The following is a 24031-nucleotide window of genomic DNA, read 5'->3' as shown; positions in this document are numbered from 1 at the left end:
TCCTCACTGGTGCAGCAGGGTCAGGGCCTTGGCCAGGGCGGGGTCGCGCCCGGCGGCCGCGTCCTTCGGGGTCAGGGGCACGTGGTGGTCGGGCGGCACGCCGATCCGGTCGATCACCTCGCGGTTGGGCCCCAGGTGGTGCCTGGCGGGGAAGCCCAGCGTGGTGTTGTTGCCGAGCAGGTACGACTGCGCCGGGCCGGAGATGACGCCGGCGGTCCTGGTGCCGACCAGCCGGCCGATCCCCAGGTCCTTGACCGCGGAGCTGAAGTGCTCGCACGCCGAGGCGCAGCTGCGGTCGGTGAGCACCATCAGCGGCAGGTTGAGCAGCTCGACGGTGTCGTCGGTCCACGAAGTCTCGCACCTGCCCTCCACCGTGCACTGGTAGGCGGTGACCTTGCCGTGGGCGAACGCGCTCACCAGCCGGATCGCCTCCCTGGGGCTGCCGCCGCCGTTGCCGCGCAGGTCCAGCACGACGCCGGTGAGGGTCCGGCCGGTGCGCAGCCTGGAGATCGCCTTGAACACCCTGGTCGCGGAGTCGGGAGCGAACCCGCGCAGCCGCACATAGGCGATGTTGTCGTCCAGCAGCTTCGACTGCACCACTTGCAGGGTGGTCAGATCCCGCTGGTAGAGGCCGGGCTTGAGCGTCACGCTCCAGCGGCGGCCGGTGCTCTGCCGAAGGAGCCGCAGCCGGACCGGACGCGCCTGCGGATATTGCGGGTTGAGGGCCTCGATCGCGGGCGTGGCCTTCCCCTCGATGAAGGGCGCCGAGCCGTTGATCGATTCGATGATGTCGCCCGGGCGCAGGCCGGCGGCCTGCGCCGCGCCGCCCTGCACTTCGGTGACGAACAGCGGGGCCAGCGCGACGCCGGGGTTGCCCTCCACCTGCGGGCCGTTGACGTTCGCCTGGAGACCCAGGCCGTAGCCGTCGCCGTCGTAGGAGTCGGGGTGCCGCCCCCCTAGGTCGTGCGCCCAGTGGGCGTGATTGTCGCCGAGGCCGGCCACGATGGCCTCGAGGGTGACGACGGCCAGCTTGTCGCGCAGGCCGGGGACCCGATCGGTGATCTTGCGATAGACGGCCTCGAATGCGGTCCAGTCGGCTTTGCGGTCACCGGTCAGCGCCGGCATGGCGGCCTCGGGCAGATCGCGTCCATTGCGGTTGAGCTCTTGGGTCAGGGCGATGAATCCGGCGCCCAGCAGCGAGCGGGCGTCCAGCGTAGCGCCGCTGTAGTAGTTGCCGAGGATGCAGAAGTAGGCCTGCTCGATGACGTCGATCGTGGTGGCCGTCTCCGCCCCGGGAGGTGCCTGGGGCGCTGCGCAGACCGTGCCGGCTGCCGTGTTCGTCTGGCTGCGCGGCGGCGCGGGGGCTGTGCAGGCCGCTGCCAGGAGGAGGGCGAGCCCGGCGGTCGCGGTCCTGATGACGGTCATGACAGGCGCCTGCGGATCCACCAGAAGGACAACCATGTCAGGCCGAGGGTGAGCAGGGCGTAGATCCCGGTCTCGATCCACTGGAAGGGCCAGAAGCGCTCAAGGGGCTGGTAGGTCGCCTGCTGCCGGTAGCCGAGCCGGTTGATCTCGACTAGGCAGCCGTCCCCGGGGCCAGCTGGCGGTGCGCAGGGGCCCGATGTCGTGGAGACCTTGATGGCGGCTCCCTCGCCGCTGGTGGGGATCAGGCGTCCGGATGGGTCGAGCAGGTTGTTGGACAGGATCCAGGAGCCCAGGTGGCCGGGTACGGCCGGATTCAGGGAGAGCCGCGGGGGCGCGCCTCCGTCCCGGGGGATGTTGAGGCCGTCCACGTTCGTTACGCCGAGCTCGAAGGTAGAGGTGATCGGGGGCATCAGGTGGGGCCGGACCAGCAGCGGCATGGCGAGCTGGATCGCGGCGAAGGCGGCCAGGGTGAGGGCCATGGCGGGCAGCGTGCGGCGCACCAGCATGCCCACGGTGATGCCCAGGACGAAGGCGAAGGCCGCATACCCCATCGGGGCGATGCCACGCGCGCCGAACACCAGCGGAGCCATCAGGGCCAAGTCTTCAGCGGCTACTTTGTCCAGAGGGTCGGACCACCAGGTCACCATAAGGCCGCACAGGCCGGCGGCGGCCACGGCGACCAGACCGGTGAGGGCGAGCTTGACCGCCAGCCAGCGGCCGCGGGTGATGCTCTGGTTCCACACCATCAGGTGCGTGCCCGCCTCCAGCTCGCGGGTGATCAACGGTGCTCCCCAGAAGAGCCCGACGAGAGCGGGCAGGAGCAGCACGACAAGGCTGACGGCCATGAAGGAGAACTCGTGCCCGCCGAAGAATTGGTCGTAGAAGCGGTCGCAGGTGTTGGCCGGGGTACAGGCGGCGATCCCAGCGGAGTATCTGGCGGCCAGGTCCGGGCCGGTCAGAGCCAGCGCGACAGCGAGAATGACGAGTACGGCGGCCATCATCGCGGCCGAGCCGCGCAGCTGGCGCCAGGTCAGCCAGATCATCGCTGCACTTCCAGGGCGACTCGCCGGTTCTCGGTCGCGTGCTTGTCCATGTAGGCCAGGACGATGTCTTCCAGGCTGAGCTGGGTGACCGTCCAGGCGGGGTCGTGGATGGGGGCGTCGGTGCGGATCACGTACGTGCTCTGCCGGTCGGTGTGGCTGGCGGAGATCACGTGCTGGTCGGCAGGGAGCCGGTCGGGATCGCGGCGCGGGCCGGTGAGCCGGTGATGGGTGGCCAGCAGCTTGTCGGTCTCCCCGGCCACCTGCACGCGGGAGTCGACGAGCACGATCAGGTAGTCGCACGTGCGTTCCAGGTCGGAGACCAGGTGAGAGGAGAGCAGCACGCTGAACCTGTGCTCGACGGTCGCCTCCATCAGGCCCTGCAGAAACTCGCGGCGGGCCAGCGGGTCGAGCGAGGCGACCGGCTCGTCCAGGATCAGCAGCTCGGGCCGCTTGGCCAGGCCCACAGTGAGGGCGAGCTGGGCGCGCTGGCCACCCGACAGCTTGCCCGCCCGGTGGGCGGGATCGAGACCGAGTCTCGCGATTCGTTCGCGCGCCATGGGGGCGTCCCAGCGGGGGTTGAGCCGTGCTCCCAGCCGCAGGTGATCGGCGATGCTGAGCCCGGCGTAGGTGGGGGTGTTCTGGGCCACGAAGCCGACCTTGGCCAGCTGCGCCGGACCGCCGGCGGGCCGGCCGCCGAGCACGGTGATGCCGCCCGCCGAGGGCTGGAGCTGGCCGCTGGCGAGTTTCAGGAGCGTGGTCTTGCCGGCTCCGTTGGGGCCCACAAGCCCGACGACGTGGCCCGCCGGGATGTCGATGGTGCACTCGCGCAGCGCCCAGCGTCTGCCGTATTTCCTGCCCAGTCCCTGGGCCTGCAGGACCGCGTTCACGCTATGTCCTCCTGAGCGAAGGTCCGAAAGGTGGTCATGAAGAGGGCCTCGATGCTTTCCTCGTCGAGGCCGGCCCGGCGGGCCTTGGCCAGCCAGCGCTGCAGCTCCATCCGCAGCGGGCCGTGCGCGGCCAGCGAGGTGTCGGTGAGCGTCGCCGTCACGAACGTCCCCACCCCCGGCCGGGCGGCCACCAAGCCTAGGTGCTCGAGCTCTCGGTAAGCCTTCAGGACGGTGTTGGCGTTGATCGCCAAGTGCGCCACCACCTCCTTGACGGTGGGCAGCTGGTCACCCTCGCGCAGCACGCCGAGCCGCAGCGCCTGCCGTACTTGCTGGACCAGCTGCAGATACGGCGAAACGCCCGACCTGCCGTCCAGATGGAACTCGATCACCTGGATCCTCCATATATCTAGCCTGCTAGCACTTTAGAGTTCCAGATGTTAAAGGAGCATAAGCATCGCCGTGAAGGTCTTGCCCAGTGACACCCGAAGTGGTCCATCGCCCCAGCCCGACCGCGGCCCTACTACGCCGAGGCAGATCTTTGCCGCGCCGAATGACTGCCGCAGTAAATGCCGCATTTACTGCGGCAATGGTCCTGGAGGCGTCACGGTGCACATGATCTACATCGACGACAGCGGGCAGAAGGAGCCCGCCGTGGACAGATGGGCGAGCTCGTCTCGGTGGGCGGTGTGATCGTCCCCGAACCTGCGGTCGCGGGGTTCGCGTCCGCGCTCGACGGCATCCGCACGGAGCTGGAGATTCCCGAGGGCGAGGAGATCAAGTGGAAGCCTCACATTCCAGGCATCGGCGGGCGGACAACTGATCACTGAACTGCGCCAGCGGATGCTTCAGGCCGCCATCGACCAGGGCATCAGGTCTGCCGTCGTGGTGTGGGATCGCGGCCATCTGCCGTGGGAGAAGGCTGATGTCGAGGCCGAGATCCTCAAGTACCTCTACGAGCGGGTCACATTGCATCTGCGGGAGCGGAATGATGTCGGCGTCATCATCGCTGATCAGCCGGGCGGTGGCCGCAAGGACGAAGTGAAGTGGCTGGCCGACACCCTCGGCCTGACCCGGGACGGCACTCGCTTCGCCACACCCGATCGCGTCGTCTCGCCCATCCTCACCGCGCCCTCCCATCACGTTCCGCACCTGCAGCTGGCAGACCTCGTCACTGCGGCGACCACCGCGGCGGTCGCCGGCCAATTCGCCGGGATGAAGCTGGCGAAGTGGCTGAAGGAACTGGCCCGCACCAACGCGCATGGACTCGTCGGCCAAGCGGGCGTGGTGCTGTGGCCTCCCGATTTGGTGGACCTGCACTACTGGATTCTCGAAGAAACCCACTACGCCAAGGGATCCTCGGGGACGTATCCACATCCATGACGGGGAGCAGCAGCGCATGACCGTTCACGCCCTCGATCGCAGCACGCCCGCCGACTACAGCACCGCCGTGGAGGCATACCTTCTCTCGGCTGGAATAGCTGCCTCTTTCCAGCGGATCTACCGGATCTCACTGCTCACCTGGGCCTGGCTGGCCACGGGGCAGCAACCGCCATTGGGCAGCAACCGCCATTGGGCCGCAACCGGCGCGGCGCCGAGCCACCCGCCGTGGCGGTGGCCTCGTTCGATGAGGTGCCAGCCGACGTGCTCGCCGAGATGTTCGCGCAGCGGGCCCGGCTGGTCGACGCCGATACCGTCAACCGTGAACTGTCGGTGATGAAGGCTGCCGTCACCTGGTGGCGCGCCCGCGGATGGCTGGCCCGCAACCCGATCAGCGGCATCGAACGCCGGCCCGCGCCCCCTGACCGGACTCGGGCGCTGTCCCGCGCACAGATCGCCGTGCTGTTCGACCTCAAGATCGGCGTACGCGAACGTACGCTCTGGAAGGCCCTGTACGAGACGTGCGCACGAACCGAGGAGATCCTCTGCCTCGACGTTGAGGACCTGCTGCTGACCGACAAACGCGGCCGCGTCACCTCCAAGGGCGGCACCATCGAATGGGTGCACTGGCAATCGGGCACCGCCCAACTCCTGCCCCGGCTGCTCAAAGGCCGCACCCGCGGGCCCGAACTCGAGGCACGCGGCGGGTGGACGCTGCATCAACTGCGCCACTCCGCTCTGACGCATGAAGCCGAGGACGGCACCAACACCCCAACCTTGTTGGCCCGCTCCCGACACGCCTCCGTACGCTCCCTGGAGCGCTACGCCCGGCCCAGTGTCGACGCCGTGGCCGCCCATGTCGCCGACCGCGATCCCCTGCGCCGCCGGAAGCGAGGCACCACCGCATGAGCTCCGGCGTGGTGCGCTACCGCTAATTCCTGCGGACTTCCTCCTCGGGGGACTGCTGCCCGCGCGTCAGCAGCCGGGCAAGGACACCGACGCCGTCGCCCCCGATACCGCCCCGTCCTCGCCCCCGATGCCGCCCCGTCCTCGCCGCCGTCTGCGCCCGCTCCTGACGCGACAGCCGAACAGGCGCGGGAGGGCCAGGCCCACGTGGCCGAGCGTCGTCAGGTGCCTGAGGGGCCGCCCGACACGTTCCCGGTCGGGGTCTACCTGCTGCTCGCCGTCATTCAGGCGGCCAGCCGTCGCCGCCGCTCGCGTCGCGTGGACAACTACCAGCTGGTGGTCGAGGCCATCGACGCTTTGCGCGCCGAGCTGCCCGGCCTGGTCGCGCGCAGGTACGCGGGACCGGTGCGACGTGAGGACAGCCTGTTCCCGCCTCGGCATGGCGCGTCGACCACGGCGGCCGCCGCGCGTGACGGCCGCCGCCTGTGGTCCTTCCAGGCCACGGAGGCGGACACGAACGTCATCGACGACCTGGTCGACGCCACAGGCGCCCGTTCGCGCAGCGAGCTCATCAGCTGCGCCCTGGAGGCTCACCTGCTACCTCGCCACCGCCGGTAAACGTCGCGCCGCCGGTTGCGGAAGCAGGCCCTGGCGGAGGGGCAGCAAAGCGCCCTCCCGAGCCGGGTTCCAGGTTGTTCACTGTCCGGCTGCTACCTGCTACCGGCCTGTTCAGGGCGTGGTTTGGGGTGCTAGCGGGGGTGCTTCCGGAAGCAGGGAAGGCCGCTGCCGGAAGCACCTGTCACCTGCACCGCACCTTGGCCGGGGAGCTGCACCATTATTTGGCCGGATGTCACTCCTAGTGACGGGGCCGCTGAGCCAGATCACGTTAGGTGGAACCAGACCGCGGTTGTGCCGTTCCGGCGGCTGGCGTACGTATGGCGCCGCACCTTCTGCTGCGGCGCCATACTCACTCATGCGGGGTATTTCTCGGTCAGCCTTTCGGGCATCCGGCCATCTTCTTCTTCACGTGCGCGGTCAGCTCGGGAGTGAACTTCATCCCTTCCGGCTGCGCCCAGACGAGCACCTGCCCAGGGGCTGTCGGCACCGCGTCGCTGACGAACCAGCTGCCCGGCACCTGCTGGGCGCGGTCCGACTTCTTGCCGACCCTGAACTCCTCGATCGAGCCGTCCCGCTCGGCCAGCACGGCCCGTACCTCGTCCACGGTCATGCCGCGGAACGGCACGCAATGCAGCAGCTCACCAGCGGCGTCGGCGTCACCGGCCGATTCGTACCGCTCCCCGGGCCGGGCCGGACGGGCAAACCAGATCTGCGCGCTGCCCTTGAAATCCCCGGGAATGCGGAACGAGGCCGCGCATCGGCCGGCCTCGCACTCCACCGACTCTTCGATGCCGGGTTCCTCCGAATTATCCGTGGCCGCGACATGACCGACCATGCTTGGGGAGCCTGCGGCGATCGACAGGCGGATGTCGAGCCCGCGGGCCTTGAACTCGGATGCGAAGCGCTCAGGGTCGGCGTAGAGGTCCTTGACGGTGACGATCCAGTCGTCGCCCGAACGCTGGAATGCCAGCGCGGTGGCCGGTGCGATGCCGCTTGGTGCGTCGGTGGGGATGAACGCCACCCCCATGACGGCCGCGGCCGCCAGCATCGCGGCGAGGGGCATCACCACCGGCCAGCGCACCCTGCGACGTGCCTTGGACGGCGTCGCAACGATCTCGTGGAACAACTCCCGCGCGTCCTGGCCCTGTTCTGGCGGGTGGGGCGCGGGGTCGATGGCGGCCACCAGCCGGTCGATCTTGCTCACAGGCTCTCTCCTCTCAGTTCCACGATCGCCTGGTCTTCTTCCGTCAGCCCCAGCGCCTTGGCCAGCCGCTTGCGTGCGCGGTGCAGCCTGATGCGGGCCGCCGTCGCTGTGCAGCCGAGCACTTTGCCGATCTCCGGGCCGGTCAGGCCTTCCCAGCAGGCCAATGCGAGCACGTCGCGGTCACGGGCGGGAAGGCCGTCGAACGCCTCCCGCACATGGTCAAGCCCGTCCGGCCCGGACGGCCGCGCGGCGGACGACGCGTCCTTCAGCCGTTCTGCCAGCCCGGCCCTACGGGACTGGCCGTGCCGCTGGTTGGCCAGGACGCGACGGGCCACGCCGTACAGCCACAGGCGGGCGTCCTTGCCCTCGGGCACGTCGGCGATGCGCCGCCACGCGGTGAGGAACGTCTCGGACATCACGTCCGCCGTGTCCTCGGGCGAGTCCGTACGGCGGGCGGCGTGCTGGTGGATGGCCGGGTAGTGCGCGTTGTAGATCGCTTCGAAGCGGTCTCGCGCTCCCGGGGGATGGGGCACAGATGACTCTCCTCGTACCAAGGTGTCGGACATCTCGATACATGTCCGGCACCTTTTCCGAGTGTTTCACCCCACCGTTCCGAGGGGCCTTCCCCGTTCGGTTGCAGGCAACTTCCGGCTGGTCACCCGGCTCCTGGAACAAGCCGAACGGGTGATGAAACTCAACGACGGCGTCGACCGGATCACCGCCGAGGTCATCGACGCCGCCCGCGATGCTCTGGTCATCGGCATCAGCTGACCGCCCGTTGCTGTCCGTGACCGTACGCGGCCAAATGATGTTGCATATTCCCGGCCAAGCTGCGTTGCAGATCACAGAAGCACCCGAACCTACGCGCGTGCGCGCACGTAGACCGGGCCGGAAAGTCCAGAAAAGCACCGTTTACCGACTACGTCCGGCGAAAGACTCGCTCCTTCACGGCGTGTCTTTCGGTAGTCCGGTCAACGGTGCGCTGTTTCCCGCCGGCGCATCCGATGGCGATGGAGCGCGGGCCCGCCGGCAGCATCGCGTAAGCCACCAGGTTGTCGGCCGGCTCGGCGACCTCCGCCCGCGCCGTGGCGGCCTTGGCCAGAGCGTCGGCGGCCTCCTGATCTGCCTGACGGACGCGGGCGAGTGCGCCGTCACGGCCCGGCGCTCGGGTTTGTGTCATCAGGGGCAGAGCAGAGCGTTGCCGCAGGCCACAACGGGTGACGGCTGCGGTGCCCGACCCCGGGTTTCGGTCCGGGCGTTCGGGGAGGAGTCCGGCGCTCGCGGCCCCGAAAGCGACGGCAGGGCGCGTTATCGCATGTCGCGTTGCTCGCTAACCGGCCCTTATGTCACGCGGCTGCCGGTTACTCACGGCTACTTTGCGTCTGGTGACACGGACCCGAGCGCCGGCCTCCTAGCGCTGCGCTCGCCTTTGGACGTAGGTGATCGCATCGTTGACAGTGCGGATATATCCGGCGTCCCCCTCGGGGATCTCCAGGTTGTACTCCTCCTCCAAGGCCGCGATGATCTCAGCCATGGCCATATCGTCGGCTCCGAGGTCATCAATGATCAAGGCGTTGGGGTTCACCTCCCTCGTGAGGTCGAGCTGTTCGGCGATGATCTTCTTTACCCGCGCCTCGATCGTGGTCTCGGTGGTCACGTAGCCCCCCTGGCTCGCCCGGACGAATCGCTTCGAGCCTCTCATGCGAGAACACTCACTGGCGGTTCGACATGCGCAGGTCACGCCCCTTGCCGACGACTCACATGTCCGACAGTCCTCGCAGCATGGCTATCTAGCGTTCCGTGGCGTTGGCTGCGGCCACGTTCGGGAGAAGACCTCCGTGACCCGCCCGGGACCCCGCCGCTGACGCCAACCGGACACTCGGCACCGGTCGCGGTCGCCGCTCCCGCTGCGGCTCCCTGTCCTGCGTCTCGGGGGCCCGACGATAATTGCCGAAATCGAGCGCATATCGTCGACCGGCGTCGACGTCCGGCCGCCCGGAGGGCCAGGGCCGATGCCACGCGGGTGGCCCGTTGTGCCGTATCAGCGTTCACCACCGGGCCCCGGCCTCGGGGGGATCATCGCCGAGCACGATCCTGGCGTGGTGCGGCTTGGTCGGAGATGGAGGTGGTGTAGCCGCCGTCGGCGTCCTGGTGGCGCAGCAGGTAGGCCAGGCCGCGCTTGATGGTGGCGGTGTGCTGGTGGGCGGGTGCCAGGACGGTGAGGGTGTAGGCGGTGCTGATCGGGTCGCTGGGCTCCGGCGGGGGTTTGTCCCCAGCCGCCGTCGGTGTGGGCGGTGGCCAGCAGGCGGCCTTCGGCGGCGGTGATGGCGGGTTGCAGGCGGCCGTGGTGGGTCAGGGGGTGTCAATGGAGAAGGTGGCGCTCATCACGGCGGTGACCTCGCCCTGGGTGACGCGTTCCTTCCGGTGAAGTTCTGGCTGGCGGTGCAGTCCGACGGGCTACAGTCCATCTCGCCTGCGCCGTCGAGGGTGAAGGTGAAGGTGATGCCATGGTCGGTCGCGTTCTTGAGCTGGTCGGCGTACTCGACGAGGGTGTCGAACATCTTGTCGACGGCAGCTTCGGTGAGGATCGGGGTCAGGTCCATGCCCTCGGCGTCGCCGGGTGCCAGGGGCCCGATGGTCACCTTGCGGGGGCGGTCAGTTCCTCTCCACGCTCGATCTGTTCCCTCGCCCGTGCGAGGTCCTTGCGCAGGTCGTATGCCTCCAGCCGCAGCACCCGGTGCGGCTTGTCCTTCGTTACCAGCAAACGCCCGGCAGAGGTGTCGATGCTGAGCGCGGGCGTTCCGTTCACGCTCAGCGGCTGCTGCCCGGAGGTGCTCGACGTTTTCGGCTCGTCCGCTGGCTGCGGTGACTTCTCCAGGTCGGTCAGGGCTGTGTCCAGCACGGCCGCCAGCTTGGAGGGGGCGATGGTGCGGGCCAGCGCCTCGTCCATCAGCTCGGAGCCGTCGTCCATCCCCACGGCCCACTCGCTGGGCGGCGCCTTCTCGCCCGCCGGCACGTCCGTTCTGGGGGCGGGGTCGACCTGCCACCGCATGAACGTCTTGCCGCCGATGCGCAGCACGTCCTGACCGTGGTCAGTGTTGCGCCCCGAGGTGGTGGTGCCGAACTGGCTGCCGCTGGCGGTGACGGTGATGTCATTCTCGGTGATGTCGTAGGCCGAGGTGTCCTTGTAGCGCAGGCCAGGGGCATCGGCCAGCTGGTCAACGGCTTCCCGGAACGGCTGGAGGTTTCGCCGAGCTGCCTGGGCCTTCTCAGAATCGGAGGGCGAGGAGGTGAGAGAGATGAGTTCGGCCACCAGCGCCACGATGACGACACCGATCACGCCGAGGAGTACCGCTCGTTGACGGCCGGTCAGAACCTGGATCCGCGCCATCCACCGTGGCCTGTTCCGCGCCCCTGTTACGGGGCCACGCGCGAACGGGTGTTCGCCGCTCGGGTTCGGTTCCGACATGACTGCCTCTGCGTGTCCATGACACGCCCTTGCAAGAGCGGAGAACGGACTACCGCGACTGGCCGGCCGCCGGGGTGCTGGACCTGATTGCCGGTGTGGGCCAGGAGAACTGGGCGCCAGTATTGAGGAGGGACGCCTCCGCGGAGCGAGGTTTTATCGGAATCTGTTCATCGCCGCGGCGAGCGGTGCCAGTGTGGTCGGGCAGTACCGGCCAAGGCCGAAGGCAAGGAAGGCTTCCATCCAGGCCAAGAAGGGCTTCCCAGCACCCTGCCCATGCGGCGTGATCAAATGACTGCAGTTACCAGCGGTATGGATGCCCTCGTCGGCAAGCCCCTTGCTCTTGCTGACAATGTTCTTCCGGTCAGCGAGGTAGGCGTTGCCCCCAACATGTGAGGTTTCCGAACGAGGGCGTCGAAGAAGACCGCAGAGCGGGACACGACGATGCACGTCATCCAGGAGGATCTGCCGGCCACCAGGAGCGGTGGCGAGGCCTTCGAGGAAGGGCATGCAGATGGTGCGTTCGGGCCGGACTGCTACGAGGACGGAGCCGGCGTAGTCACCGACGCCTGCACACCCCGTGCGTCCAGGCCGCCTACGCGTCCCGCGACGCCATCCGCGTACCGGCCATCCGCGCCTGCACCTGCTCGGTGAACCGGGCGAAGACTTCACTATGTCCTCGGGGAGGCGGACGAGTAGGCGGTGTTGCCCGACAGCGCCGTTGCGGGGTATGGCCCGGACACTTCATCGGTTCGGGTCGAAGACAGGCGTGAACCATTTCGGTCTGGCGCGACAAGAGTACGTGTGACCGGCATACGCCAAGAAGGGGTCGACATGCATGACCCCATACGCGACGTCATCAAGGCTGACGATGCGACCCTCATCGAGAGGTCGCTGAACGAGCCGGAGACCTTCGCCGTTTTATTCGACCGGCATGCGCCGTACCTCCATGGCTACGTGGTCCGGCGACTGGGTCCCAGCCAGGCCGAGGACGTCGTGGCCGACACCTTTCTGACCGCCTTCCAGCGCCGGGGCGATTACGACAAGGCCCGCGCCAACGCCCGCCCATGGCTGTACGGCATCGCCTCCAATTTGATCGGCAAGCATCGGCGCACCGAGATGAGCCTCTACCGCGCCTACATCCGCAGTGGGGTGCATCCGGCGGAGGTGTCCGGCGCACCGGTCGAGGACGGGGTCGGCACCCTGGCCGTCAACCGGCCGCTGGCACGGGCGTTGCTGAAACTCAATCGAGCCGATCGCGATGTGCTGCTGCTCGTCGCCTGGGCCGAACTGAGCTACCAGGAGGTCGCGGACGCACTTGCCATCCCTGTGGGAACCGTGCGATCGCGACTCAACCGGGCCCGCACCCGGGTTCGTCAGGCACTAGAACGAGGAGCAGAATGATGGACGAGCTCAAAACCATGTGGGTGACTCCCCCGGGCACTCCGGACGACCTCGCCGGAGCGCGGCGGCGGCTGCTGGACGGAATGGACGGCCCGCCCGCGCGCCGGCGCATCTTCGGGGGAGGCCGGGCGATCTTCACCGGTCCACGGCTGCTGGTCGCGGCCGGCGTCGCGGTGGCCGTTGTCGCCGCACCGCTGATGATCGGGGACGGCGAGCCCGCTTACGCGGTGGCGAAGAACCCCGACGGCACGCTGATCGTGACGATCAACGAGCTGCAGGATCCCGAAGGCTTGCAGACCGCGCTGAACGCCCAGGGCATCAAGGCCGACGTCACCTACAACCCACGGGACAAGAAGTGCGCGTCCGGCCGGTTCGTCGGCGCGGACCATATGTATGGCTCGCCCAACCCCAAGAACTTGACCGCGGAGCAACGTAAGGAGTTCTACCGGCCAGAGAACTGGCGGTCCAGGGACGTCATCCGCCCCATCTCCAAGGGCAAGTTCAGGATCTCCCCGAAGTTCATGAGGCCCGGAGAGACCCTGGTGCTGGAGTTCAGGCTCGGCAACGATCCGGGGGTCAGCTGGAGCCTGGGGGCCTGGCTGGCCAAGGCGGGTAGCTCCGTGCGGCCCTGCACACTCGTGGATGAGGGAGGGCACGACAAGGAGCACGCCGAGGAGATGGCGGGAGGCTGACAGTGAGGCTTCTGCGGGGCGACCATGGCCCCGCAGGAGTGCAGGCCCGCGCCGACCAACCGGTGTGCCCGCGGTAGTTAGTTCCTGGTGCCGTTGGCGGCGTACGGCCAGCGGGAGTGTCACCCGCGGCGCCGACGCCGGCGCCGGCCGCCGGCGCGGTACGGACGGCCTCGATCCGGGCGGAGATCCGCTCGGGAACGGGCAGCGTGCCCAGATCCTGCAGCAGCCAGGCGCTGACGCCCCAGACCGCCGCGCGACCAGCAGCGCCGCAGGCAGAGCCCACCACCACATCGACCGTGGAGGCCGCAGGTCGGGTGGGCGAGACAGCGGCCGGAGAGCGCGTCGGACAAGACTCACGTACGCGATTCCGCTCCTGGCGGCCTGCTGTTACGAAGCGGGGGCTCAGTTCATCAGCGGGCCCCCGTCACCTGCGATACGTGCGCGACCCCGCGACGGCGAGAAGTGCTGGGACTGCGCCTACCGCCAGGCCTTCGAGTTCAGCCAGGCCACCTGGGGCCCGAGCGTCACATCAACTGGCTGACGCGGCTGCGTGCCGCGCATCGAGGGCGTCGACGCACCCCAGCCGCATTATGTGACGGCCCTTGATCCTTCACCCACTTGAGCTGTCTCGGCGGGCAGGGGAGGTAGGCCGGCACGCCATCGGAATGCGGGCCGGGCGCAACTTGGAGCCTCTCGAGCACCCGGGCCGGGACACCAGGATCTGAGGTCCTCGCTCTCGCGCTCGGCCACGCAGGCCCGCCACCCAAGCCGATTCACGCGGTGACGCCCGACATCGACGGCGTCCCCGACGCATGGGTGGAGATGATCGAACGCTGGCATGCCACCTCCACGCTGTCTCCCAAGGTCAGGGGCACCTATCGGACGATCATTGCCAAGGCGGCACGATGGCTCGCGGCAGAGCATCCCTCTGGGCCGGGCTCAACCTCGAACCCGAGGACTGTCCGACCACACCTACGGGCTGGGCTACCCGATGGAGCTGATCCGAGCGGTCACGCTCACCTGGCTGTTCGGCGGCCTGCGCAGTGACGAGATCTCCCGGCTGCGCGTCGGATGCATCCGATGGCAGCACGACGGCGTCCCGATCTCCGCCGACGACGTGACGTGCTGGCCACCGAGGCGGTCTGCCTCCTGGACGTCCCCACGCACAAGACCGGCACCGCGTTCACCAAACCCGTCGACCCGCTGCTCGGCCAGGCGATCGAGGCGTGGCAGACCGTCCGGCCCCAGCAGCCGGCCATGCTGGACCGCAAGACCTCTGAGCAGGTCCACTTCCTGTTCGCCCACCGCGCCAAGCGCATGGCCAAGACCTACATCGACAGCGCGGTCATCCCCTCCCTCTGCCGGAAGGCCGGAGTGCCGAGCACCGACGTCCGCGGCAACATCACCAGCCACCGGGCCCGCTCCACCATCGCCACGCAGCTCTACAACGCCAAGGAGCCGATGACCCTGTTCGAGCTTCAGGCCTGGCTCGGGCACAAGTCGGCCGACACCACCCAGCACTACGCCAAGATCACCCCGAACACATTGTCCAGGGCCTACCGCGACGCGGGCTACTTCGAACGCAACGTCCGAACCATCGAGGTCCTGGTCGACCGGGAAGCCGTCGAGAACGGGGCCGCGGCCGCCGGCGAGCCGTGGCAGTACTCCGACCTGGGACACGGGTTCTGCAACCACACCTTCTTCGAGCAGTGCCAGCACCGGATGGCCTGCGCCAAATGCGACTTCTACACCCCGAAGGACTCCTCCAAGGCGCTGCTGCTGGAGGCCAAGGACAACCTGCAACACATGCTTGCCGCCATCCCCCTCACCGACGACGAACGCGCCGCGGTCGACGACGGCCAGGCTGCCCTGGACCGGCTGCTCGGCCAACTCGCCGACACCCCCACCCCCGCCGGGCCCACACCCGGCACATCAGTGCCCCGGCCCAGGCGACCCTGCTGCCGGTCATCGAGATCAACCGGAGGCCGACCTGGTCAGGCCGCGCCGCAGCCGAGTGGGTGCCGCACCCACTGCGGGTGGGCGTCGCCGACCTCGATGCTGTTCTCATCAAGAGCGTTGGCGATATGGAAGCGGCCAGTGTTGTCGAACACGAACTCCACAGCGAGGGTCCCAGCCGCCATATCGCGACGTGATGGCCGCCACTCAAGCAGCGCCACCTCGCGCAGCTCCTGGCCGATGAACGGCTCAAGCTGTTCATCGGCTCCGGACCACGCCGGAGTCAGCTCGAACCACTCCCAGCCGGCGATCGCAGCCGTCGTGTCGATGGTGTTCCAGCCGATCGACAGCTCATCGAACTTCGAGTGGCTGATCTCTACCTGGACGCCGTCGAAGTCCAGGACGACGGGGCAGTCGGCATACCAGTCCCCGTCCTCGACGAAACGCACGAGCGCGAACCCGGTCAGACACCGGCCGACCAGCGCGGCCAGGCCCGGTCCGTGTTCCTCGCTGATGGCTTTGAGTCCGACGAGGAAGGTCGGCTCGAAGCCGGAGATGCCCATCACGACAGGCTATTGTCCAGGTTCATCGCGAAACCGGCCAGCCGATATCCACTGCCGAGCCGCAGGGCCACGCTTGACAAATCAGATTCCACACAATGCTGCGGTATCTGGCCGGCCCGGCGCTGCGGGCGCGGGTCACCGCGGCGACCAACAAGGTCGAGTCCTACAACGGATTTTCCAAGTGGCTCGGCTTCGGCGGGGTGCTGGCCGACAACGACCCCGAAGAGCAGGAGAAACTGATCAAGTTCAACACGCTGCTGGCCAACCTGGTCGTCTTCCACAACGCCCTGGACATCTCCGACGTCGTGCGGCAGCTGGTTGCCGAGGGCTGGAGCATCACCGCCGACCAGCTCGGCCAGATCGCGCCCTACCTGCGGGCCCACATCAGCCGCTTCGGCGCGTACGCCACTGACGAGCTGCGCCATCGGCCGGATCCGTTCGACCCCCTGCTGTAGGAGGTCGACTTCACCGACGTTGAGCTGGCCGCGTGATCTCCGAGGCGCCGGCGGGGCGTCTGCGCGGAGCCGGTTCAGCAGTCCCGGTAGCGTGCGGTCATGACCGAGATGCTGACGCTGACGCCCGATGATGCCTTGGCGATGCTGCTGGAGGGCGACCAGCGGTTCGTCGCCGGCGCGCCGGAGCATCCCGACCAGGACGCCGCCCGCCGCGCCGAGACCGCGCCGGAATTTCCTGGCCATTGACCACCGGGACTCACAGCCCGGCTGCTGCCGGCGCGCTCCAGGTTCGGCATGGCCGGGAAGGTGTCCGCCGAGTCGCATGCGGTGCGCGAGCTCATCGGGCCTCGTGCTTGTGAGGCCGGATGAGCCGGTGATATCGAGTGATTACCGGGAATTCGGCGGGCACATCTCCGCTTCCATTTCCTTGGTGAGGATGCTGATCGGGTTGTCCCAGTCGCCGTTGATGTTGGTGACGACCATGTGCTTGCCGTCTCGGGTGCCCATCGCGTACGTCCAGGAGCCGTGGATCCTGCCGCCGTTGCCCCAGACCGTCGCGCCGCAGGACAGCTTCTGGGAGAAGACGCCGAGCCCGTAGGCGGTGTTGTCGATCCAGTGCACGCCCTTGGTGGAGACGGTGGTGAACATCTCCTTTTGCTGTGCGGGCGGCAGCACACGGCCGCTCAGCACTGCCCGATAGAAGGTGTGCAGGTCGCTCATGGTCGAGACGATGCTGCCGGCTGCCCCGGCCCAGGAGGGGTTCATGTCGGTGAGGTCGTAGGGGGTTGTGGTGTCCTCGCCGACCAGGAACTTGACGTAGTGCCGTGCGTGCGGCTTGCGCAGCTTCGTGACTTCGCCCGGCAGGTACGTCTTCCTCAGGCCGAGCGGGCGGATGATGCGCCGGTTGATCTCGTCGGCGTAGGACCTGCCGGTGACCTTCTCGATGATCATCCCGGCGAGGATGAAGTTGGTGTTGGAGTAGCCCCACCCCTTGCCAGGCTCGAAGGAGGGTGGGTTGCCCATGGCTGTCTTCACCAGGTCCTCGGGACGGTAGCTGTTGAAACGGACCTTGAGGAAGGCGGTGCTCCACTGTCTGGTCGCCAGGTCCGCGTCCGAGGTGTAGGGGAAGATGCCGCTGGTCTGGTTGAGCAGCTGCCGGATGGTGATCTTGCTGCCGTCGTGGCCGTTGCCCTTCACCACGCCGGGCAGCCACTTGTCCACGGTGTCATCCAGGCTCAGCCGGCCCTCGGCCGCCAGCTTCAACACCACGACAGCGACGAATGTCTTGGTGGTGCTGCCGGCCCGGAAGTAGTCCTGCCGGCTGCGCTTGCGGCCGGTCTCGGTGTCGGCCACGCCTGCCGTACCGAACCATGACCTGCGGCCGTCGCGGACGTCGGCCATGGCACCCGGCATGCCGTCAGCCACGGCTTGGTCAAGCACCCGCTGGAGTCCGGCGTGGTCGTCGGCCGCCGCCGGCGACGCGCTCACGGTCACGGCAGCTGCGGCGGCGAGCAGGCAGGCGGCGGTGCGGAGGGTCTTGATCATGGGTCGATCGCCTTTCATGCAAGTGAAGTGTTCGCATGGGGAAATCCGTGAGTTAGCTGGTGACACGGTGGAGCAGGATGTCGCCCTGGGCGACGTGGGCGTGGAGCTCGACGGTGTTGCCGGCCGACATCCCGGGGTCGTCGCCCAGGTTGTCGCGGACCCTGCCGAGCGTGGTTTTGGCGTCCAGCAGTACGGCGCTGCCGTCCGGGATCCCGACGTCGATCGTCCCGGCGCCGACGTCCAGATCGGCGCGCCCGCGCGCCATCGCGCCGACCTTGACGGCGCCTTGCTCGACGGTCACGCGCAGGCCGTCGGCGGCCCGGTCCACCGTGACGTCCCCGGCGCCGTTGCCGATCACGGTGGCGCCGATGCTCTCGCCGACCTTGATCTGGCCGCGGGCGGTGGTGAGGGCAGCCGTGCCCCCGGACGTGGCCACGGTGATGTCGCCGTCGTCGGTGCTCAGGCGCGACTCGCCGGTGCGGGCGAGGTGGATGTGGCCACGGGAGACGTGGGCCCGTACCTCGCCCAGGCGGCCCTGGCCGTTCAGGTGCCCGTCGCGGAGGCTGATGTCGAGCGCCGAGCCGCTGGGCAGCTCGACCGTCACCGCGACGCAGCCGGGCAGGGATCGGATGCTCGAGCGGTCCTTGACCGTCAGGCGGCCGCCCGCGTAGGTGACGCGGGCGCGTTCGGCGGCCGCGACGTCGGTGGCGTCGGCCGGATCGGCCGGCCGTACCTCGACGGTGGTGTCGGTGCGCTGGGTCGCGCTGATGCGGATGTCGGCCGCGGTGAACGACACGACGGCGACGATCGGCTCCGGTGTGTCAAAGGTATCCATTGATGGTCCACTTTCAGCGGGGGTCGGTGGCGGGCGGCGTGCTTACGCACCGATGGAAACGCCGAACTCCGCTTTGATGACTTTGAACATGGGGTCCCAGGACTTCCACTCGGTGTTGGTGTGCACGGCGACGGTGTGCCGGCCATCGGGAGTGCCGACCGCGAAGAAATAGGAGCCCCAGAAGCTGCCGCCGACGCCGCGCAACGTCCGGCCGCCGGTCGCCTGCTCGTCGAATTCGAACAGGCCCAGGCCGTAGCGGGTGTGCGGCATCCAGTAGCTGCCCTCGGTGGAGACGGTGGTCCACATCTGCCGATGCTGGGAGGGCGGAAGCAGGCTGCCGGTGGTCATCGCGTTGAAGAAGCGGATCATGTCCGTCGTAGTGGTGACGATGTTGCCGGCCGCGTAGCCCGGGGAGGAGTTGAACTCGGTGACGTCCAGAGGCGGCAGGCCGGGCTCCTCCATCAGCGATTGCCAGTTCTCTGGGGTGACCGCTGCCGGGTCGGCGCCGTCCTTGAGGAACTGGTGGGAGTAGCCGCGCGGATGCGGACTGGGGTAACCGGTCTCGGTGGGGGGGCGCACGCGGGTGTGGGTCAGGCCGAGCGGCTGGACGACCCGGCGGTCGACCTCGTCGGCGTAGCTGTTGCCGGCGACCTTCTCGATGATCGCGCCGGCGATGTAGAAGCCGCCGTTGGCGTACTCGAAGCGTTCGCCGGGCGCACCGACCGGCGGCTGGGACACCGCCACCCGCAGCAGCTCCTCGGTGCTGAAGGTGTCGAAGCGATGCCGGTCGAACCCGGAGCGGGTGGCGTAGCGGTGGCTGACCTCCGGGGCCAGGCCGGTGGCGAACAGGCCGCTGGTGTTGCTGAGCAGGTGCCTGATGGTGATCTTGTTGCCGTCGTAGCCGTTGACGTCCAGCACGCCGGGCAGGTGGGCGTTGACCGGGTCGTCGAGGCTGAGGCCGGCCTCGGCCTCCAGGGCCAGAAGCGTCGCGGCCGTGAAGGCCTTGCCGCTGCTGCCGGCGTGAAAGTACTCGCCCGGCACGCGCGGGGAGCCGGTTGTGATGTCGGCCACGCCAGCGGTGCCGAACCAGGTGCGGTCGCCGTCTTTGACCTCGGCGACGATGCCGGGAATGCCGACCTCGGCCACCGACCAGTCGAGCACCTGCTGCACGTTCTCGTGTGCTGCCATTGCACTGCCTTTCGGACGTTTCTTCCGTACGTCCTCCAGGGTGTCCACCGGCGCTTACATGCGTCTTAGAACGCTCTTTTAGCCGGTATGGCGCCACTTTCAAACGGCACGTGCGCGTCGTTGTGCTCATAGCCTTTGTGCATGCGGATGGAGTTGCTGGGACCGGTCCGGGCCTGTGCCGACGACGGCACGCCGATCGAGGTCGGCGGCGTCATGGTCCGAGCGCTGCTGGCCCGGCTGGCTCTGGCCGAGGGTGAGATGGTGCCGGTCGACGCGCTCGTTGACGGCCTGTGGGGGGAGCATCCGCGCGGGGGCACCGTCAACGCACTGCATGGGCTGGTGCATCGGCTGCGCAAAGCTCTGGGCGAGGCCGAGGTCGTGGAGAGGGCGGCCGGCGGGTACCGCCTGCGCGTACGCGCCGAGGACGTCGACGCCTGTCGGTTCGAGGAGAAGGCGAAGCGGGGCGGTCGCGAACTGGCCGCGGGTGACGTGCGGCGAGCGGCCTGGCTGCTGGACGAGGCGCTGGCGCTGTGGAGGGGAGGCGCGCTGGCCGACGTGCGTGACACCCCCTTCGCCGCCACGGCCGGCGCGCGGCTGGACGAGCTACGGGTCGCGGCCATGGAAGACCGTTTCGAGGCGGAGCTGCGACTGGGCCACCACGACGAGATCTTGGCCGATATGGCGGCGATGGCCGCCGGTCACCCGCTGCGCGAACGCCTGGCCGGATTGCGCATGCGAGCGTTGCAGGCGGCAGGCCGCCAGTTCGACGCGCTGGCCGTGTTCGACCAGGTCCGCGGCACCCTCGCCGAGGAACTGGGCGTCGACCCCTCCGAGGACCTCCGCGAGACCTACCTCGCCGTACTGCGGGGTGAGCGGGAGTACCCCCAGGCGCGACAGGCTCGGCCGCACGCAGTGCCAGGACGTCTGCCCGCCCCGCTGACCAGCTTCGTCGGCAGGCAGGAGGAGCTGAGGTTGCTGGCCGGGTTGCTGGAGTCCTCCCGGCTGGTCACCGTCGTGGGCCCCGGGGGAGTGGGCAAGACCCGGCTGGCCGTGGAGGCCGTGAGCCGGCATCGGGTCCATCAGCGAGGCCGGGCCTGGCTGGTCTCCCTGGCCGCGGTGAACACGGTCGACGGGCTGGTGGAGGCGGTGCTGAGCACGATCAGCCTCGCCGGAGCCCAGCCGGCCGGCACGCTACTGGAGCGGGTGGTCAACCTGCTCGCCGGTGGTGAAGGCGTGCTGGTTCTGGACAACTGCGAACAGATCTCCGGAGCCGTCGCGGAGTTCGCCGGGCAGTTGCTGGAGCGCCAGCCGGACCTGACCATTCTCGCCACGAGCCGGGAACCGCTGGACGTCATGGGTGAGGCGCTGTGCCGCCTGGGACCCCTCGGCCTCCCCCCGGCGCACGCGGATCGCGATCGTGGCTCCGCATCGGCCGCGGTGCGGCTGTTCCTCGACCGGGCGGGAGCCGTACGACCCGGCTTCGCGCTGGACGCGTCGACCGCGCGGCCGGTCGTGGACATCGTGCGCCGGCTGGACGGGCTGCCGCTCGCCCTGGAACTGGCCGCGGCACGCCTGCGGACCATGAGCGCCGAGCAGATCGCCCGGCGGCTGGATGACCGCTTCCGGCTGCTCAGCACCGGTAACCGGACCGCCCAGCCCCGTCAGCAGACGCTCCATGCGGTCATTGAGTGGAGCTGGGATCTCCTCACCTCACGAGAGCGCACACTGGCCGCCCGGATATCGATATTTCCGGCGCGGACGGGTATCGCGGTGATCGAAGCGGTCTGCGCGGATGAGACGCTTCCCGCGGACGAGGTCGTCTACCTCCTGGACTCCCTGGTCGACAAATCCATCGTGGAGCGGGCCGGCGACGGCTACCGGATGCTGGAAACCATCCGGGCATACGCGGCGGGGAAGCTTCGACTCGCAGGAGAGACCGACGCCGTCCTGCGTGGGCTCACCCGGTACTTCGCGGACCTGGCCGACGCGCACGAGCCGCTGCTGCGCTCGGACAAGCAGGCGGAGTCGCTGCGGCTGTTCCAGGCTGAGTACGACAACCTGATGTACGCCCTGCAAACGGCCATCGACGGAGACGACGCCGAGACCGCGGCCCGGATGCTCGGACCGCTGTACTGGTACTGGGTCATGCTCCGCTACGACGCCCGGGCCGAGACCTACATCGCCAAGGTCACCGAGTTCGGCGACGCGCTGCCCGCGGACGCCCGCGCCGCGTTCACCGCGATCCACCTGGTGGGCGTCGAGGGCGGGCCGATCACTGACCACGAGCGGCTCTGCGCGCTCATCGGCGACTGCGCGCGCACGGGCGCGCTGCGCCGCTATCCGATGCTGCTGACGATAGTGCTGGTGATGGCGGCGATACTCGGGCTGGACGAGCTGGTCGATCAAGAAATCGCCCGGGTGCGCAGCGGCCCGGACCGCTGGGCGATCGCCTGCACCTTCATGATCGAAGCCATGCGCCATCGCGAACAGGGCGACCGGGAGAGCACCGCGACCGCGATGACCACGGCACTGCGCCTGTTCGAGGAGACAGGCGATCGGTGGTGGACGGCGAAGGCGCTGTACGGCCTGGCCCAGATCCACGCCATCGCCGGAGACCACGACCAGGCGATCACCGCCTACGAGCATAGCCTCGCGATCGCCACCGACCTCGGCTCGCAGGATGAGGTCTCCACCCGGCTCGGGCTCGCCACGGAACGCATGCGCGCCGGCGACCTGGCCGGCGCGAGGCGCGACATCGACACCGCCGAACGAGCGGCCTGGCGGCGTGGCCAGCCGGCGTTGGAGATCGAGGTGCTCGGCATCCAGGCAGAACTGCACCGCCGCTCCGGAGAGGTAGAAAGCGCCGATCAAGCGCTCGACCGGATGGAGGCGCTCCTGCGCAAGCTGCCCCAGTCGGCGGAGGCCATCGACCCTCGGCTGCTCCTCGCTCGGGTAGCCAACCTCCTCACCGCTGGCGACGCCGTACGCGCCCGCGAACTGATGCCTCGCGCTGTCGAGGCGGCGCAGGCGATCCTGGATGCCCCCTTGGCTGCTCAACTCCTGGCCAGGCTACTGTTGCTGGAGGGCGATCCGGCAGGCGCGGCCACCGCGCTCGGCCTGAGTCAGGCCATCCGCGGCGCCTTCGACCACGGCGACACCGAACTGCGCTGCCTCTCGGAGATGCTCGCGGAGTCGCTCGGCCGTACCAACTACGACAGCGCCTATGAAGGGGGCGCCGACCTGACCCCACACGAGGCCACCGACCGTCTGACAAAGCTACGTGTATAGGTCCAGGGTGGCAGGGGCGTTTGAGCCGATTGTCGTACATGAGGCAGGCCAGTTACGAGGTGAACGGCCCGGATCGGCTGGCCGATGACGGCAACGAGCACTGCGGTGCTGCCCCGGTAGCGAGCCGAAACACCATCGCGGCTCCTTGGGACAGGACACATTCACAGCGCAGCCGCCGGCGCCGCCCTCGGCTCGGGGCTCACGAGCACTCCTCGTTGATCGGCTGTGTCTCCGGCTCGCGCGGCGTCGCCCGGATCGCCGGGATTCCCCGCGCGCGTGGGGCGCGTCCGTCTGTGGAAGGTGTCGCGGGTGGCCGGCTTGCGGCCGGCTTGGGAACGCTCCCGCGAGCGTAGGTTTCGCCCCCTGCCCGGTCAAGATCTCCCCTGCCGCCCGCCGCGCCTCTCCATGTCCAAGCAGCGGGGACGGCAGGCGATCCGCGCACCTGACGGAAACCGCGACGGTCGCCACGTCTCAGCGTTTGACAGTCTGGAAACCTCGCCGTCCGATCTGGACCAGGCTCGTCCGGCGTTCAGCAGGGGCCCGCCGTGGCGGGGCGGGTCAAGCCGCCCCCGTCCAGTCCAGCAGGGCCTGTTGCTCGGCCTCCATCGGCCCCGCCCAGGCGAGGTGCCCGTCCGGCCGGACGAGGAGCGCCTCGGCCTGCTCCAGGTCGGGCGAGGGCTGCCAGGCCGTGGCGGTGACGATCTGCATGCGGTCGTCCCGGCCGCCGGGCGTGCCGGCCCGCTTTCCCGTATGGACGAGCAGGAATCGCCCGTCGTGCAGCAATTCGTACAGACGCTCAACCTCGGGCCGCTCTGCGACGCTGATCGGCAGGTCGGGCACCCGGGCCCCGGCCGGGAAGCCGTCGCCGTAGTGGGTGCCGATCGCCGAGACCGAGGCGGCGAGGTCGTGGTTGACCTCCCCGATGCGCAGGAGGCTGTCGAGCATGCCGCGCAGTGCCATGACCGGCCGCCGGTACTGCGGCACCAGAGTCAGTTCCATCAGCAGCGTCTGCACCTCGGTGTTGGCGGTGACGGCCGCGCCGACCGGGCGGCGCTCGGCGTCGTAGGAGTCCAGCAGTCCTTCGGGAGCCCAGCCCTTGACCTGGGCGGCGAGCTTCCACCCCAGGTTCATGGCGTCCTGCAGACCGGTGTTGAGGCCCTGTCCCGCCGCCGGGAAGTG

At 68.8% G+C, this 24031-nt stretch carries 26 protein-coding genes and 1 pseudogene; 11 read left to right on the top strand and 16 right to left on the bottom strand.

Annotated features, from left to right (window positions below):
- Window positions 1–3 precede the first annotated feature (3 nt).
- The 4 genes from AB0J76_RS45225 to AB0J76_RS45210 are packed head-to-tail and all read right to left on the bottom strand — an operon-like array spanning window position 4 to window position 3744.
- A complete protein-coding gene (locus AB0J76_RS45225; RefSeq protein ID WP_352326703.1) occupies window positions 4–1425 on the bottom strand; it encodes a S41 family peptidase in 1422 nt (473 codons plus the stop codon).
- Window positions 1422–2468 carry an ABC transporter permease gene (locus AB0J76_RS45220; protein ID WP_352326701.1) on the bottom strand — a complete coding sequence of 349 codons (1047 nt, stop codon included), beginning with the start codon at window positions 2466–2468 and terminating at the stop codon, window positions 1422–1424. Before AB0J76_RS45220 ends, AB0J76_RS45225 begins: the two co-directional genes overlap by 4 nt.
- On the bottom strand, window positions 2465–3355 hold the full coding sequence (locus AB0J76_RS45215; RefSeq protein ID WP_352326699.1) for an ABC transporter ATP-binding protein: 891 nt from the start codon (window positions 3353–3355) through the stop codon (window positions 2465–2467). Before AB0J76_RS45215 ends, AB0J76_RS45220 begins: the two co-directional genes overlap by 4 nt.
- Window positions 3352–3744: a GntR family transcriptional regulator gene (locus AB0J76_RS45210; RefSeq protein ID WP_352326697.1), complete on the bottom strand. Its 393-nt coding sequence runs from the start codon at window positions 3742–3744 to the stop codon at window positions 3352–3354. The genes AB0J76_RS45215 and AB0J76_RS45210 overlap by 4 nt, the downstream gene beginning before the upstream one ends.
- A 270-nt stretch (window positions 3745–4014) precedes the next feature.
- Here AB0J76_RS45210 and AB0J76_RS45205 point away from each other — a divergent pair, with 270 nt between their 5' ends.
- The 4 genes from AB0J76_RS45205 (at window position 4015) to AB0J76_RS45190 (ending at window position 6256) form a co-directional block, all read left to right on the top strand.
- Window positions 4015–4182, top strand: a complete 168-nt coding sequence (locus AB0J76_RS45205) for a hypothetical protein (RefSeq protein ID WP_352326695.1) — start codon at window positions 4015–4017, stop codon at window positions 4180–4182.
- A gap of 13 nt (window positions 4183–4195) precedes the next feature.
- Entirely contained in the window at window positions 4196–4735 is a 540-nt protein-coding gene (locus tag AB0J76_RS45200) for a DUF3800 domain-containing protein (RefSeq protein WP_352326694.1), read from the top strand.
- Window positions 4736–4924: 189 nt separating this feature from the next.
- On the top strand, window positions 4925–5641 hold the full coding sequence (locus tag AB0J76_RS45195; protein WP_364393514.1) for a hypothetical protein: 717 nt from the start codon (window positions 4925–4927) through the stop codon (window positions 5639–5641).
- A gap of 222 nt (window positions 5642–5863) precedes the next feature.
- Entirely contained in the window at window positions 5864–6256 is a 393-nt protein-coding gene (locus AB0J76_RS45190) for a hypothetical protein (protein WP_352326691.1), read from the top strand.
- 373 nt (window positions 6257–6629) lie between these two features.
- Here AB0J76_RS45190 and AB0J76_RS45185 read toward each other — a convergent pair whose 3' ends face one another.
- Entirely contained in the window at window positions 6630–7460 is an 831-nt protein-coding gene (locus AB0J76_RS45185) for a hypothetical protein (protein WP_352326690.1), read from the bottom strand.
- Entirely contained in the window at window positions 7457–7993 is a 537-nt protein-coding gene (locus tag AB0J76_RS45180) for an RNA polymerase sigma factor (RefSeq protein ID WP_352326688.1), read from the bottom strand. The genes AB0J76_RS45185 and AB0J76_RS45180 overlap by 4 nt, the downstream gene beginning before the upstream one ends.
- 61 nt (window positions 7994–8054) lie before the next feature.
- Between AB0J76_RS45180 and AB0J76_RS45175 the strand changes: the two genes are divergently transcribed.
- A complete protein-coding gene (locus tag AB0J76_RS45175) occupies window positions 8055–8231 on the top strand; it encodes a hypothetical protein (RefSeq protein WP_352326686.1) in 177 nt (58 codons plus the stop codon).
- Window positions 8232–8379: 148 nt separating this feature from the next.
- Here AB0J76_RS45175 and AB0J76_RS45170 read toward each other — a convergent pair whose 3' ends face one another.
- From AB0J76_RS45170 to AB0J76_RS45150, 5 genes are all read right to left on the bottom strand, one after another.
- Window positions 8380–8640 carry a hypothetical protein gene (locus AB0J76_RS45170; RefSeq protein WP_364393509.1) on the bottom strand — a complete coding sequence of 87 codons (261 nt, stop codon included), beginning with the start codon at window positions 8638–8640 and terminating at the stop codon, window positions 8380–8382.
- A gap of 231 nt (window positions 8641–8871) precedes the next feature.
- Window positions 8872–9117, bottom strand: coding sequence for an acyl carrier protein (gene acpP, locus AB0J76_RS45165; protein WP_352326685.1), 246 nt, complete (start codon window positions 9115–9117; stop codon window positions 8872–8874).
- A gap of 727 nt (window positions 9118–9844) precedes the next feature.
- On the bottom strand, window positions 9845–10102 hold the full coding sequence (locus AB0J76_RS45160) for a hypothetical protein (RefSeq protein WP_352326684.1): 258 nt from the start codon (window positions 10100–10102) through the stop codon (window positions 9845–9847).
- Window positions 10099–10851 carry a hypothetical protein gene (locus AB0J76_RS45155; protein WP_352326683.1) on the bottom strand — a complete coding sequence of 251 codons (753 nt, stop codon included), beginning with the start codon at window positions 10849–10851 and terminating at the stop codon, window positions 10099–10101. The genes AB0J76_RS45160 and AB0J76_RS45155 overlap by 4 nt, the downstream gene beginning before the upstream one ends.
- 231 nt (window positions 10852–11082) lie before the next feature.
- Entirely contained in the window at window positions 11083–11436 is a 354-nt protein-coding gene (locus AB0J76_RS45150; protein WP_364393504.1) for a hypothetical protein, read from the bottom strand.
- Between the two features lie 324 nt (window positions 11437–11760).
- Here AB0J76_RS45150 and AB0J76_RS45145 point away from each other — a divergent pair, with 324 nt between their 5' ends.
- The 3 genes and pseudogenes from AB0J76_RS45145 to AB0J76_RS45135 form a co-directional block, all read left to right on the top strand.
- Window positions 11761–12330: an RNA polymerase sigma factor gene (locus AB0J76_RS45145; RefSeq protein WP_352326681.1), complete on the top strand. Its 570-nt coding sequence runs from the start codon at window positions 11761–11763 to the stop codon at window positions 12328–12330.
- Window positions 12327–13022 carry a hypothetical protein gene (locus AB0J76_RS45140; RefSeq protein ID WP_352326680.1) on the top strand — a complete coding sequence of 232 codons (696 nt, stop codon included), beginning with the start codon at window positions 12327–12329 and terminating at the stop codon, window positions 13020–13022. Before AB0J76_RS45145 ends, AB0J76_RS45140 begins: the two co-directional genes overlap by 4 nt.
- A 1071-nt stretch (window positions 13023–14093) precedes the next feature.
- Window positions 14094–14498: pseudogene (locus AB0J76_RS45135) on the top strand (hypothetical protein); the annotation flags it as partial.
- A 518-nt stretch (window positions 14499–15016) separates the two neighbouring features.
- Here AB0J76_RS45135 and AB0J76_RS45130 read toward each other — a convergent pair.
- Complete coding sequence (locus AB0J76_RS45130; RefSeq protein ID WP_352330671.1) at window positions 15017–15541, bottom strand: hypothetical protein; 525 nt, start codon at window positions 15539–15541, stop codon at window positions 15017–15019.
- Between the two features lie 95 nt (window positions 15542–15636).
- On the opposite strand from AB0J76_RS45130, the gene AB0J76_RS45125 reads away from it, so the two are divergent.
- Both AB0J76_RS45125 and AB0J76_RS45120 read left to right on the top strand, forming a co-directional pair.
- On the top strand, window positions 15637–15996 hold the full coding sequence (locus AB0J76_RS45125) for a Tn3 family transposase (RefSeq protein ID WP_352330669.1): 360 nt from the start codon (window positions 15637–15639) through the stop codon (window positions 15994–15996).
- Between the two features lie 99 nt (window positions 15997–16095).
- Window positions 16096–16242 (top strand): hypothetical protein, encoded by a 147-nt coding sequence (locus tag AB0J76_RS45120; protein WP_352330667.1) that lies wholly within the window; start codon window positions 16096–16098, stop codon window positions 16240–16242.
- Between the two features lie 141 nt (window positions 16243–16383).
- Here AB0J76_RS45120 and AB0J76_RS45115 read toward each other — a convergent pair whose 3' ends face one another.
- Genes AB0J76_RS45115 through AB0J76_RS45105 form a run of 3 tightly spaced genes read right to left on the bottom strand, consistent with a single transcriptional unit; the run spans window position 16384 to window position 19564 of the window.
- The gene (locus tag AB0J76_RS45115; RefSeq protein WP_352330666.1) at window positions 16384–17541 is read right to left on the bottom strand and encodes a serine hydrolase domain-containing protein; all 1158 of its coding nucleotides are present in this window, start codon (window positions 17539–17541) and stop codon (window positions 16384–16386) included.
- A 52-nt stretch (window positions 17542–17593) separates the two neighbouring features.
- Window positions 17594–18376, bottom strand: coding sequence for a DUF4097 family beta strand repeat-containing protein (locus tag AB0J76_RS45110; protein WP_364393498.1), 783 nt, complete (start codon window positions 18374–18376; stop codon window positions 17594–17596).
- Window positions 18377–18418: 42 nt separating this feature from the next.
- Window positions 18419–19564 (bottom strand): serine hydrolase domain-containing protein, encoded by a 1146-nt coding sequence (locus AB0J76_RS45105; protein ID WP_352329999.1) that lies wholly within the window; start codon window positions 19562–19564, stop codon window positions 18419–18421.
- 141 nt (window positions 19565–19705) lie between these two features.
- On the opposite strand from AB0J76_RS45105, the gene AB0J76_RS45100 reads away from it, so the two are divergent.
- A complete protein-coding gene (locus AB0J76_RS45100) occupies window positions 19706–22852 on the top strand; it encodes a BTAD domain-containing putative transcriptional regulator (RefSeq protein WP_352330000.1) in 3147 nt (1048 codons plus the stop codon).
- Window positions 22853–23410: 558 nt separating this feature from the next.
- Here the strand turns inward: AB0J76_RS45100 and AB0J76_RS45095 are convergent.
- A partial coding sequence (locus tag AB0J76_RS45095) for an FAD-dependent monooxygenase (protein ID WP_364393494.1) occupies window positions 23411–24031 on the bottom strand: 621 nt, incomplete at its 5' end.

It is taken from the genome of Nonomuraea sp. NPDC049624 (assembly GCF_040675255.1).
Lineage (GTDB): Bacteria > Actinomycetota > Actinomycetes > Streptosporangiales > Streptosporangiaceae > Nonomuraea.
This window is presented reverse-complemented; position numbering and strand designations above follow the sequence as displayed.